Annotated in this window: 10 protein-coding genes and 1 other RNA gene; 3 read left to right on the forward strand and 8 right to left on the reverse strand. The window is 45.5% G+C overall.

Going from position 1 to position 12,243, the window contains the following annotated elements:
* Positions 1 to 261 precede the first annotated feature (261 nt).
* The 6 genes from gcvP to NE535_RS11165 all read right to left on the reverse strand — a co-directional run bounded on the left by gcvP (position 262) and on the right by NE535_RS11165 (position 8,351).
* The gene (gcvP, locus tag NE535_RS11140) at positions 262 to 3,150 is read right to left on the reverse strand and encodes an aminomethyl-transferring glycine dehydrogenase (protein WP_261298714.1); all 2,889 of its coding nucleotides are present in this window, start codon (positions 3,148 to 3,150) and stop codon (positions 262 to 264) included.
* Positions 3,151 to 3,356: 206 nt separating this feature from the next.
* Positions 3,357 to 3,746, reverse strand: coding sequence for a glycine cleavage system protein GcvH (gene gcvH / locus NE535_RS11145; protein ID WP_188840860.1), 390 nt, complete (start codon positions 3,744 to 3,746; stop codon positions 3,357 to 3,359).
* 88 nt (positions 3,747 to 3,834) lie between these two features.
* Positions 3,835 to 4,929, reverse strand: a complete 1,095-nt coding sequence (gene gcvT / locus NE535_RS11150; RefSeq protein WP_261298715.1) for a glycine cleavage system aminomethyltransferase GcvT — start codon at positions 4,927 to 4,929, stop codon at positions 3,835 to 3,837.
* Positions 4,930 to 5,160: 231 nt separating this feature from the next.
* Positions 5,161 to 6,384 (reverse strand): FAD-dependent oxidoreductase, encoded by a 1,224-nt coding sequence (locus NE535_RS11155; protein ID WP_261298716.1) that lies wholly within the window; start codon positions 6,382 to 6,384, stop codon positions 5,161 to 5,163.
* A 74-nt stretch (positions 6,385 to 6,458) separates the two neighbouring features.
* The gene (gene ubiH, locus NE535_RS11160; protein ID WP_261298717.1) at positions 6,459 to 7,736 is read right to left on the reverse strand and encodes a 2-octaprenyl-6-methoxyphenyl hydroxylase; all 1,278 of its coding nucleotides are present in this window, start codon (positions 7,734 to 7,736) and stop codon (positions 6,459 to 6,461) included.
* A 39-nt stretch (positions 7,737 to 7,775) separates the two neighbouring features.
* The gene (locus NE535_RS11165) at positions 7,776 to 8,351 is read right to left on the reverse strand and encodes a UPF0149 family protein (RefSeq protein ID WP_261298718.1); all 576 of its coding nucleotides are present in this window, start codon (positions 8,349 to 8,351) and stop codon (positions 7,776 to 7,778) included.
* A gap of 218 nt (positions 8,352 to 8,569) precedes the next feature.
* On the opposite strand from NE535_RS11165, the gene NE535_RS11170 reads away from it, so the two are divergent.
* The 3 genes from NE535_RS11170 to NE535_RS11180 all read left to right on the forward strand — a co-directional run bounded on the left by NE535_RS11170 (position 8,570) and on the right by NE535_RS11180 (position 9,913).
* On the forward strand, positions 8,570 to 8,878 hold the full coding sequence (locus NE535_RS11170) for a cell division protein ZapA (protein ID WP_188840865.1): 309 nt from the start codon (positions 8,570 to 8,572) through the stop codon (positions 8,876 to 8,878).
* A gap of 43 nt (positions 8,879 to 8,921) precedes the next feature.
* Positions 8,922 to 9,104, forward strand: a non-coding RNA gene (ssrS, locus tag NE535_RS11175) — 6S RNA.
* An 8-nt stretch (positions 9,105 to 9,112) separates the two neighbouring features.
* Positions 9,113 to 9,913, forward strand: coding sequence for a 5-formyltetrahydrofolate cyclo-ligase (locus NE535_RS11180; RefSeq protein WP_261298719.1), 801 nt, complete (start codon positions 9,113 to 9,115; stop codon positions 9,911 to 9,913).
* Between the two features lie 179 nt (positions 9,914 to 10,092).
* Here NE535_RS11180 and NE535_RS11185 read toward each other — a convergent pair whose 3' ends face one another.
* Positions 10,093 to 11,388 carry an O-acetylhomoserine aminocarboxypropyltransferase/cysteine synthase family protein gene (locus tag NE535_RS11185; protein WP_261298774.1) on the reverse strand — a complete coding sequence of 432 codons (1,296 nt, stop codon included), beginning with the start codon at positions 11,386 to 11,388 and terminating at the stop codon, positions 10,093 to 10,095.
* Between the two features lie 121 nt (positions 11,389 to 11,509).
* On the reverse strand, positions 11,510 to 12,235 hold the full coding sequence (gene folM, locus NE535_RS11190) for a dihydromonapterin reductase (protein ID WP_261298720.1): 726 nt from the start codon (positions 12,233 to 12,235) through the stop codon (positions 11,510 to 11,512).
* Between the last annotated feature and the right edge of the window lie 8 nt (positions 12,236 to 12,243).

Raw genomic sequence — 12,243 nt, forward strand, 5'->3', positions numbered from 1 at the left:
CTTTCTGATTATAGCTATAAAAACAATTACTTATACCAATTAACTTGTTCAATATCAACTTAACAAAAACAAAAAAACGACCAGAAGGTCGCTTTTTAAATGCTTTTACACAGAATACTTCAATGAAGCCCACTACCACCATAATTGCGTCGCTGGCGATGATAAGACAATGAAGTTTGAGGTTTTCGCCGCGGAGTTGACTGGTGTCAATGAGCAGCGAAAACCTTAAACTGAAGCCGTATTATCAAGCCTAAGCAGCAATTATTCGTAATCAGATAATGGTGCGCAACTACACATCAAATTACGATCCCCATAAACATCATCAATACGGTTAACCGTTGGCCAGAACTTGTTGGCCTTAACTGATGCGGTTGGGAACACGGCCACTTCACGGCTGTATGGGCGTGAGTCAAACTCAGGGTCCATAATGTCGGCCATGGTGTGTGGTGCATTGTGTAATGGGTTGTTGTCTGCTGGCCACTCGCCTGATTCCACTTTAGCAATCTCAGCGCGAATAGAAACCATAGCTTCGATGAAGCGGTCTAGCTCTACTTTCGACTCTGATTCTGTTGGCTCAATCATTAGCGTGCCCGCTACTGGGAAGCTCATGGTTGGGGCGTGGAAGCCGTAGTCGTTTAGACGCTTAGCGATGTCCATTTCAGTCACGCCTGATGCTTCTTTTAGCGGGCGTAAATCTAAAATACATTCGTGGGCGACGCGGTCATTACGGCCAGTAAATAATACTGGGTAGTGTGCTGATAGCTTTTTCATCACGTAGTTAGCATTTAACAGCGCTGTTTGCGTAGATTGAGTTACGCCTTTAGTGCCTAACAACTTAATGTACATCCAGCTGATAGGTAAAATGCTGGCGCTGCCGTATGGCGCGGCAGAAACTGCGCCGTTGTTGTCGCTTTCACGACCAGGCTTAACCACAACGTGACCCGCTACAAATGGCGCTAGGTGTGCTTTAACACCAATTGGGCCCATACCTGGACCACCACCGCCGTGCGGGATAGCAAAGGTTTTGTGTAAGTTTAAGTGCGATACGTCTGCGCCGATAAAGCCAGGAGAAGTTAACCCAACCTGTGCGTTCATGTTGGCACCGTCTAGGTACACTTGACCACCGTATTGGTGAACAATTTCACATACTTCGCGGATGGATTCTTCATACACACCGTGGGTAGATGGGTACGTGATCATGATGCACGATAAGCTGTCTGCAAGCTCGCTTGCTTTAGCGCGTAGATCTTCTAAATCAACGTTACCTTCTTTATCACAGGCGGTTACTACCACTTTCATACCTGCAAGCTGTGCAGATGCTGGGTTAGTACCGTGTGCCGATTGTGGAATTAAACAGATATCACGGTGCGCGTCACCGCGAGACTCGTGGTACTTTTTGATGGCTAATAAACCAGCGTATTCACCTTGTGCACCAGAGTTAGGCTGGATACAAACTGCATCGTAACCTGTGATGTTAACTAGGTAGTCTGATAATTCAGTAATTAACTGAGTGTAGCCTTGCGCTTGGTCTAACGGGCAGAATGGGTGCATGTTAGCAAATTCTGGCCAGCTAACTGGCAGCATTTCTACTGCAGCGTTTAGCTTCATCGTACATGAACCCAATGAAATCATTGAGTGGTTTAATGCTAAATCTTTGTTTTCTAAACGCTTGATATAACGCATCATTTCAGTTTCGCTTTGGTAGCGATTGAATGTTGGATGGGTTAATACTGCGTCTTGACGGATAAGAGCCGCTGGAATGGATGAGCTCGCATTAGCAATCACTTGTGCATCTAACGCGCCAACGTCTAAACCATGGCCTGCGCCTAAAATCACATCAAATAATGCCGCAACATCGGCACGTACTGTGGTTTCATCTAAGCTGACACCAAATACGCCGTCGGCGTCGATACGTAAGTTAATACCTGCAGCAAGTGCACGGGTATTGATAGCTGCTACGTCTGCGCCTGCAACACTGATGGTATCAAACCAAGTGCTGTTTACTAGGTTTAAGCCTTTAGCCTGTAAGCCTGTTGCTAAGATATCTGTAAAACGATTAATGCGTGATGCAATCGTTTTTAAGCCTTGTGGGCCGTGGAATACTGCGTAGAACGATGCCATGTTGGCAAGTAAAATTTGCGCAGTACAGATGTTTGAGTTGGCTTTTTCACGGCGAATATGTTGCTCGCGCGTTTGCATGGCCATACGCAGTGCTTGGTTACCACGGGTGTCTTTTGACACACCAATGATACGACCTGGCATTGAACGCTTGTGCTCATCACGGGCAACGAAAAATGCAGCGTGTGGTCCACCGTATCCCATTGGTACGCCAAAACGTTGTGCACTACCAAATACCACGTCTGCGCCCATAGCGCCTGGTGATTTAAGTAACACTAACGACATGATGTCAGCAGCTACAGTAATAATCGCTTTGCTTTCACGTAAGGTAGCAAATAGCTCGGTGTAATCGGTAATTTGACCGTGACGGTTTGTGTATTGGAACAAGGCACCAAATAGCTCGTAGTTAACGGCTTCATGCGCTGGGCCTACAACAACTTCAAAACCAAAACATTCAGCACGGGTTTTAACCACATCTAATGTTTGTGGGAACACATCGTCGGCAACGAAGAAAGTGTTGGCTTTTTTCGCTTTAGATACACGCTTGGCGAGTGCCATGGCTTCTGCCGCTGCAGTGGCTTCATCTAATAATGATGCTGATGCTAAATCAAGACCGGTTAAGTCCATCGACATTTGTTGGAAGTTAAGAATAGCTTCTAAACGACCTTGGGCGATTTCTGGCTGATAAGGCGTGTACGCTGTATACCAACCTGGATTTTCAAACACATTACGCAAAATAACATTGGGTACTTGTACGCCGTAATAACCCATACCGATATAGTTTTTGAACACTTTATTTTTATCGGCAATGTTACGGATGTAGCTGATACCTTCAGCTTCACCACATGAATCACCAATGGTTAATTCTTGCGGTAAACGAATTTTACCCGGCACAGTTTGCGCGGTTAAATCTTCTAACGATTCAGCACCAACAAAGTTCAACATTTCTTGCTGTTGAGCGGCATTAGGGCCAATGTGACGCGTTAAAAATAATTCGTGCTGTTCTAATTGTGTAAGCGTTTGCTTGGTCATGATTAACCTTGTTCCAAATTTGCCAGTAGTGGGCTGTAGGGCACAGTTACTGGGTATGTGTGAAATAGTGGTACGTGTGAGTGGGTGTTATACGTCGATATCTTCCAAAAAGTGTTTTTTTGTTGATATTTTTATCTAATGACGTGTTACAGCGCGCCACACAAAACAAAGAAGCTCCCGAGGGAGCTTCTCAGTGCCGACAAGATTTACTCTTCGTCGATAACTTCTTGATAGCCTTCAGCATCTAATAGACCGTCTGCTTCAGATGCATCAGATGGCATAACGCGGAAGAACCAACCGTCGCCAAATGCATCGCTGTTAACTAACTCTGGCGAGTCTTCTAAGGCTTCGTTGATGGCAATCACTTCACCAGAAATTGGCGCATAGATGTCAGATGCAGCTTTAACAGATTCAGCCACAGCACAATCTTCACCCGCTGTAACCGTGTCACCCACTTCTGGTAATTCTACGAATACCATGTCACCTAATAACTCTTGAGCGTGCTCAGTAATACCTACTGTGTAGCTACCGTCAGTTTCAAGACGGATCCACTCGTGTGAAGAAGCATATTTCAAATCTGCTGGAATGTTGCTCATTGTCGTTGTCCTTTAATCTGGTTCTGTAATCTGTTGTAAAAAATTGTCCAGCTAGCCAGACATGATCCATGCCTGGCAAACTGCTTAATTAGAATGCTTGTTTGCCGTTACGTACAAAGCTTGGGGCAATCACTTTTACCGCAACGCGTTTTTTACGCATTTCAACTTCGGCAACCGCACCAATACCATTTGGTACACGCGCCATGGCAATAGAATAGCCTAAAGTTGGCGAGAAAGTCCCGCTGGTGATCGCACCTTGATGCTCTACACCGTTTTCGTCGGTGAAAAACACTGGCATATCATGGCGTAAAACGCCTTTTTCTTCCATAACCAAGCCAACTAATTTGTCGGTACCCGCAGCTTTTAATTGGGTTAATGCGGCGCGGCCAATAAAGTCACGATCGCTTGGCTCCCAAGCTACGGTCCAACCCATGTTAGCAGCAAGTGGGTTAATGCTTTCGTCCATGTCTAAACCGTAAAGGTTCATGCCGGCTTCTAAACGTAATGTGTCACGAGCGCCTAAACCACATGGACGCACTTCTACATCTAATAGCGCTTGCCATAGAGCTTCTGCTTCGGTTTCTGGCACGATAATTTCGTAGCCAGCTTCACCGGTATATCCTGTGGTAGCAATAAATAGGCTGCCAGATTGCACCCCAAAGAATGGCTTCATGCCTTCAATTGCAGCATTTTGCTCGGCATTAAATACTTTAGCCGCTTTTACTTTAGCGTTAGGGCCTTGCACGGCGATCATTGCTAGCTCTGGGCGTTCAGTGATGGTGACATCAAAGGCGGCAGCTTGCTTGTTGATCCATTCTAAGTCTTTTTCACGGGTCGCTGAGTTAACCACAACACGATAGTGGGTGTCAGTTAAGTAATAGGTAATAAGGTCGTCGATAATGCCAGCGTTTTCGTCTAGCATGCCGCCGTATAAGGCTTTACCTGGTACGGTAAGTTTGGCGACATCGTTAGCTAAAAGCTTACGTAAGAATGCACACGCATCAGTGCCAGTCACATCGACCACTGTCATGTGTGACACGTCAAACATACCCGCGTCTTGACGAACAGCGTGATGCTCTTCGATTTGCGAACCATAGTTAATTGGCATTTCCCAACCGTGGAAATCCACCATCTTGGCGTTCGATTCTAAATGCTTGTTGAAGAGTACCGTTTTGCTAGCCATTCTTATCCCTTATTGTGGGTAGTGCCATGTTAAAAACACAGCCTAGGTATTTGCTAAAATTCGGCCAAAATTATACTCGGCAGAGTTGGATTGTATACAAAAAAATTTTCTAATCCGACCGAGTTATCATTAGTTTAGCTAATGCGACATATGTAATAAATTTACAACCCTTTTAGATAAAAATCATCTATAGGGCTAGATCACCTGATATATAAGCGATTTTAAAGATTCTCAAGATGAAATTGATTCACGACACAGTTTAGGTAATGTCATCTTGTTGCCCATGGCTTGTCTGACGAACACTGTTTTCAGACCAGCAACATTATCAACCAGTGATAATCCGATGTCGCGGATGGCTTTTTTCAATGGATTGCGTCCAGCAAACAGGCGCTTGAAGGCTTCCATCGTGGCGATCATTTCCATCGCTTCGGCTTTTCGCCAGCGCTCTAAAGCACGTAAATGACGATAATCACCAATATCTTTGCCTTGCTCATGCAGTTCTGTCACTGTTTGAATAATGCTGGCGGCATCTAAAAAGCCTAAGTTAACCCCTTGTCCTGCCAATGGGTGTATCGTGTGGGCCGCATCTCCGGCTAGCACTAAACGATGGCGGGCAAAATGACGCGCATAACGCATACGTAACGGAAAGGCATGGCGCTCACTGACCACTTCACACACACCTAAACGACTGTCTAAAGCCGCGGTTAACGCATGACCAAACGTGACATCATCTAACGCTAACAATTGCTCGGCATGTTGAGGTGACGTTGACCAAACAATTGAACACAGATTGTCTTCATAAAGTGGCAGCATGGCCAGTGGTCCGTCGGGTAAAAAGGCCTGACGAGCGGTGGCATCGTGGGCGAGTTCGGTGCGCACTGTGGCAACAATGGCATGGTGGCCGTAATCCCAAAAAGTTAATGGAATTTGGCATTGTTGGCGTACCCATGAATTAGCACCATCGGCACCGACAACTAACGCGGCTGACATATTGTCACCATTCTCAAGGGTTAACCATGCTTCGCGTTCACCAAATGCCACACGTTGCAATTTTTGTTGTTCGATATGGGTGATATTGCTGAGCTCGCTGACTCGTTTGGCAAGTGCAAAGCTAATGGCATCGTTTTCAATGATCGCCCCAAGATGGTTTTCGCTGATGGCGTGGGCATCAAATTCAATTTTACCTATGCCGTCTTTGTCCCATACCATCATTTTTTGATACGGGCTGACGCGGCTGTGGTCAAGGTATTGCCATGCACCAAGGTTAATGAGCAGTTGTTGGCTGGCTTTATTAATGGCGCTAACGCGCAATTTAGGCTCACCGCTAGGGGCTTGTGTGCTACTAGCATCAATGACCACCACCTTTAAATTGGCTTCGGCTAAGCCAATGGCGGTCGCTAATCCCACCATTCCGCCGCCGACAATGGCAACATCGAAAGTTTGGCTGGTATACATAGCAGTGTCCTTTTAAAGCATCAGTGAAAAAGTAAATCGGTGTGCAGTGTTAGTACATTAGATATTCAATCAATTTAACGCCAGCCCATGGCAATTTGTGCCACAGGCCGTTTTAGCGGCGGCAACCATGACAGTAACCTTAACCCCAATGAACGCCCTGCCACCAGTGGCCAATGTTGATTTGAAAAGCCGCGCACTAAAAATTCGATATTACGCAAAGTACTGTGACGATCGTCCTGACGCGCGGCCAAATATTGATGGACAATCTCGCTGGAGCCAACATCAAAAGGAACTAGGTTACCCTGGGCGTTATCGTCAACCTGTTTAAGTGCGGTTTCAATCACCTGGATCAGCCCAACAACATCGCGTAAGCCTAAATTAAACCCTTGTCCAGCAATGGGGTGCAAAGTTTGCGCGGCATTACCGACAAACACACAACGGTGGAATATAGGTCGCGCCATTGTGGTTAAGGTTAACGGGTAAGTCACGCGCTTGCCTACCTGGGTAAAGCGCCCTGCCCGATTGCCAAAAGCCTGTTGTAATTGCTGTAAAAAGTCAGCTTCATCGGCCTGTGCCAATTGCGCAGCCTGTTGAGGTGAAACCGCCCACACCAGAGATAACCTGGCATGGCCTGATGCGCGCAGCGTTTGGCCTTTTACCGCAGGCTGATTGCTCATGGGTAACAAGGCTAATGGGCCGGTTTCAGTGAATCTTTCATATGCCCAGTGTTGATGCGGTTTGTCGGTTTCAACATTGGCGACAACAGCACTTTGCTGAAAATCAATTTGTTCGGCCTCTTGCTTTAACTGTTGGCGCACCACTGAATTAGCACCGTCTGCCGCCACCAGCAATTTAGCACTAAGGGTAATACCATTATCTAAAGTTAAATAATGGCCGTGCGCGTCGCTGGTAAGTTGGCTAAGTTTAGCGGGGCAGAATAAGGTGATATCTGCTTGTTTAAGCTGTTCAAATAGCACCTGTCCCACTTGCGCGAGTTCAACCACCTGACCGAGTGCCGATAGGCCCAATGGCTTGGCGTTCAGTTCGGTCATACCAAAATGGCCGCGATCTGAAATATGAATATCTTGAATTGCTGTGCCTAAATGGCTTAGCGCAGGCCAAATGCCTAAGCGATTGAGTTCAAAAATAGAGCCGTGGGCTATAGCAATCGATCGGGCATCAAACCCAGGGTGACTGTCGTCGGCTTGCTGCGCTTCAATCAGGGCGATAGATAGTGGTTGTGCTCGGCCTTGATTGAGCTTGGCAAGCCCTAACGCTAGGGTTGCGCCAGCCATGGCGCCGCCAATAATGACAATATCAAAGGGTTGCAATGCTGCTGATGCTGAATTCATATCTCAACTCAATCGCTTATGAATTATATGGCTAAATGATTAGTGAACGGTTTGAGTGGTTTCGGTATTGTCCATTTCCGGCTCTGGACCAAACTCGGAATAACATAAAATAGCGGCCATCCGCACAAACTCTTGTAACTCAATATAAGCTGCTTCTGACTCTTCATCGTCGCCTACATCAAATTCTACCTGAGCAATTTCAGCAAGATCTTTAATCACTTCTTTTACGTCGTCTGATGCCTGATTCAATTTAGGCTGAATAATGGCAATACCCGTTAAAAAGCTTTGGGTCCATAATGATAGCGCTTCTACGCGATGCGATAGCGACACTTCTTCTTCAGGCAACAATAATGTGAAGCCGAATTCAAAATCAACCAAACGGGTGACGGTATCTTGGTAAAGCTCGGTGATCAGTTGGAGTAAGTTGCTTTCTAGTGCCTTACCATCATTCATTAAATCTATTAATGGGCCAACCCAAGTTTGGTTATCCTGTTCAACACCACCACAGATTAAGCCGACCAATGCACCGTGAACTTCTACTGGGTGCTGGCCAATTTCGGCGGCGTCGAGGGCTTTTTTAAGGTTGTCGATACATAATGAAGGTGGGATTGCCATGGTACTTTCCTAAAGGGCGATAACTTTCCCAATGCTAGCAGAGTTCGCTATTAGCGCCAAATACTTGCAGCCACGATGTGAGATAAAAGCCAGATTTGCTCAGACATACAGCAAATAGATAAAAAGGCGCCTGCTTGCCTTGCGCTTTTAAATCCACACCTATATAGTTCGGCTTTAACAATATATGCTTTTTTTATAAAGGATCTTGCCGCGACGTTATGAGTACCAGCGCTGTTGAAATAACCCTTTTAGGGCGCACCTACTCCATCGCATGTCCAAAAGGACGTGAGGATAATCTACGCTCAGTGGCCAGAGAGGTTGAGGCACAGCTCACCAATCTTAAAACACGTACCAATAGTTTAAGCCGCGAAGAATTAGCCATTATGGCCGCGTTAAATATTGGTAATGAATTGTTTGAAGAAAAGCAGAAAAATAAACACTATATGGCGCAAATGGACGAGCGTATTTCTTTGTTACAATCTACGCTTGAAAATTCGTTGATTGAACGAAGTCGCAAGGACGACTAGAATCAGTTTTAGATATTTGCGTTAAGCAACTATCAACCTGTTTTGCTCCCTGGGATATGCGTGTGTTGGTAATGTCCCTGTGCCGATATTTACAAACCCAGGGTGAATGCTTTCATTGACATTGTGCATGCTCGGCTCGTATCGAGAAGCCTTAGGATATGAACATTTACCCGCCTTGAACCTACGGTTCAAGGGCTTACACCAGCCACGGTATTCTGGGGAGCATCCTAATTTATGACCATCACTCGCTACATGAACACTGCTGAAACACCAGTAGAGTTAACACCGGCTAAAACCACCTATTTCTCGTCTATAAACAAACACTTAGACAGTGCTAATCAGGCATTATCTGCAGTGGATGCTGATAATCAGCATGTGAATATTGACAACCTAGCCCATCAAGACTCGGGTTTTGAATTAAGCAATCAAGAGCGCTATGCCCTATTTGACAGCCAGGGAATGGGCCGCGATTTTATTCGCCGTCATATTCGTGAAGAACGTAAAAGCTTTACCTCGGCTGAGCAACATCAATTAGCATTAATTGCTAGCCGTCATATGTTGGCAGAAATTCAGCAACAAAATGCCCAACATGTGGCTTTGTATTTCAGCCACGATGGTGAATTGGCCACTGAAAAATTGATTGAAGCCTTATGGCATATTGGGGTGAAAACCTATTTGCCAATTATTCATCCTTTTTGTCCTGGTCACTTATTGTTTTGTCACTACCACAGTGAGTCGGTATTAGTAAGAAACAAGTTTGGTATTTCAGAGCCGAAGCTGAATGTACAAGACGTGATCCCTACACCTAAACTAGACATGATCGTTACCCCATTAGTGGCATTTGACGGTGCCTGTAACCGTATGGGCATGGGCGGCGGTTATTACGATAGAACCTTGAAACACAGCGTAGACAACAAACCTTTTGCGGTTGGATTTGCCCACGACTGCCAACAGGTGAGCCATTTGCCTGTTGAGTGTTGGGATGTGCCATTGCCATTAGTGATCACGCCAACTAGACGCTTAGCCCGTAACTAAATGCGCAAGCTAAGCACTAAAGTGCTAAGGCTTGGGTAGCGTAAACATAAAAATCCCCAGTACATTTGCTGTATTGGGGATTCTTATTTTATAGCTTAGTAAAACTCACTCAATAATAGCAAAGTGATTAACCTCAACTCGGGTTTAGAGATGGGCTCAATAGCCTCAACTCTGATTACTTAGCTTATTAACGCTTTTTCCAGTGCTTGACTGACATCGGCAATAATATCGTCAATATGCTCAATGCCCACTGAAATTCTAATTAAGTCTTCCGACACTCCCGCTTTTGCCAGTTCGGCCGCATCGAGTTGTCTGTGGGTAGTACTGGCAGGATGACAGGCTAATGATTTGGCATCACCAATGTTGACTAAACGTAACACCATTTGTAGCGCATCAATAAACTTACCGCCCGCCACTTTACCTGCCTGCGCATCTGCCGCTTTAATGCCAAAACTGATAATACCTGAAGCTTTACCACCCGTGATTTTTTGGCAACGTTCGAACTGTGGACTATTAGGTAATGCTGCATAGTTAACCCAACTCACTTGTGGGTGTGAGTCAAGGTACTCTGCCAACGCCAAAGCATTACTGCAGTGGCGTTCCATGCGTAAGCTAAGGGTTTCTAAGCCTTGCAGTAATAAAAAGGCACTTTGAGGCGATAACGCTGCACCGGTGTTGCGCAGTGGTACTACGCGACAACGACCAATAAAGGCCGCTGGACCAAATGCTTCGGTATAAACCACGCCGTGATAAGACGGATCTGGCTGGTTAAGTAGGGCAAAACGCGCTTTATTAGCAACCCAATCAAATTTACCGGAATCAATAATCACCCCACCAATAGTGGTGCCATGGCCGCCGATATATTTGGTTAATGAATGAATAACAATATCGGCGCCGTGATCAAATGCGCGGCACAACACCGGAGTGGCCACAGTATTATCGACCACTAGCGGCACCCCATGTTTATGGGCAATATCGGCTAAACGCTGTAAATCGACCACGTTACCCGCAGGGTTACCAATCGACTCACAAAATAAGGCTTTGGTTTTATCGTCTATTAGGGCTTCAAGGCCAGCATAATCATCATAAGCGGCCATGCGTACTTCCACGCCTTGGCGTGGCAATGTGTGGGCAAATAAATTATAGGTGCCACCATATAATTGACTGGTGCTTACGATGTTATCACCCACCTGAGTTAAGGCTTGAATCGCATAAGTAATTGCCGCCATACCTGAAGCTACGGCTAATGCCGCAATACCGCCTTCAATGGCGGCAAGACGCTGCTCTAATACATCTGTTGTGGGATTCATTATGCGGGTGTAAATATTACCAGCCACTTTTAAGTCGAATAGATCAGCACCATGTTGGGTGTCATCAAAGGTATAAGAGGTGGTTTGGTAAATGGGCACGGCTGCTGCCTTGGTCGTTGCTTCAGATTTATAGCCGTGGTGCAGCGCGAGCGATTCGAGTTTCAAATTTGCCGTTGACATAATACCTTCCTTTGATGATAAGCAGTGTGAATATTGCACTGATATCCACACTAGCAAATAGCCATCTAGAAGTCTAAATATTTTATTTGTTAATTGCTCTCTAGCATTACATTAACTGCCGCCCACCATCAACCGCATAGCTACGGCCAGTGACATAGTGGCTTGATTGCAGGTACTCCACTAGGGCGATAATTTCCTGATTTCCGGCTTCTTTTGGCAATATGGCTTTAGCTAACGCGTTAACTTTATAAGCATCATCATCGTGTTCGTTAAATAAAATCATCGCGGGCGCAATAGAGTTAACTTTAACGTGTGGTGCGAGTTTGGTGGCAAAAGATAAGGTTAAATTGTGAAGTGCAGCTTTACTGGCAGCATAGGCTATGTGTTTTTTGCTTCCCTTTTCGGCTACATAGTCAGTGATATGAATAATATTACTGGCACCTATCGCATCGTTATTTAGTTTAGCGCTGTTTATTAATAAGTCGGCCAATGCCAGGTTTATTTCATAGGGTGCGTTCACATGGACCTGCATCATGCGATTAATGGTTTCACCAGGGCTTAATGAGTTGTTGTCGGGTAACCAATCTGAAGCGTTATGAATAATGCAATCTAAACGCGCGGCACCGTTAACCTGCTCAATTAAATTGGCAATTGAGGTACTCTCGGTTAAATCACATTGGATCAGCGTTGCGCCTAATTTACGTAACTGCTCTATGCTGTCGTAGTGACTACGATAAGTACCAATAACGTTATCCCCACGGGCTAAAAAGTACTTTGCGAGTGCATAGCCTATGCGTTTACCTACGCCTGTAATCAATACCGTCTTATTCATATACTTCT

This window comes from Shewanella holmiensis, assembly GCF_025370255.1.
Lineage (GTDB): Bacteria > Pseudomonadota > Gammaproteobacteria > Enterobacterales > Shewanellaceae > Shewanella > Shewanella holmiensis.

Excerpts from the sequence above, each read along its gene's own strand:
- NE535_RS11170 (WP_188840865.1), top strand. The coding sequence starts at position 8,570 with ATGAGTACCAGCGCTGTTGAAATAACCCTTTTAGGGCGCACCTACTCC.
- ubiH (WP_261298717.1), bottom strand. The coding sequence starts at position 7,736 with ATGAATTCAGCATCAGCAGCATTGCAACCCTTTGATATTGTCATTATT.
- gcvH (WP_188840860.1), bottom strand. The coding sequence starts at position 3,746 with ATGAGCAACATTCCAGCAGATTTGAAATATGCTTCTTCACACGAGTGG.
- gcvP (WP_261298714.1), bottom strand. The coding sequence starts at position 3,150 with ATGACCAAGCAAACGCTTACACAATTAGAACAGCACGAATTATTTTTA.
- NE535_RS11165 (WP_261298718.1), bottom strand. The coding sequence starts at position 8,351 with ATGGCAATCCCACCTTCATTATGTATCGACAACCTTAAAAAAGCCCTC.
- NE535_RS11155 (WP_261298716.1), bottom strand. The coding sequence starts at position 6,384 with ATGTATACCAGCCAAACTTTCGATGTTGCCATTGTCGGCGGCGGAATG.
- folM (WP_261298720.1), bottom strand. The coding sequence starts at position 12,235 with ATGAATAAGACGGTATTGATTACAGGCGTAGGTAAACGCATAGGCTAT.
- gcvT (WP_261298715.1), bottom strand. The coding sequence starts at position 4,929 with ATGGCTAGCAAAACGGTACTCTTCAACAAGCATTTAGAATCGAACGCC.
- NE535_RS11180 (WP_261298719.1), top strand. The coding sequence starts at position 9,113 with ATGACCATCACTCGCTACATGAACACTGCTGAAACACCAGTAGAGTTA.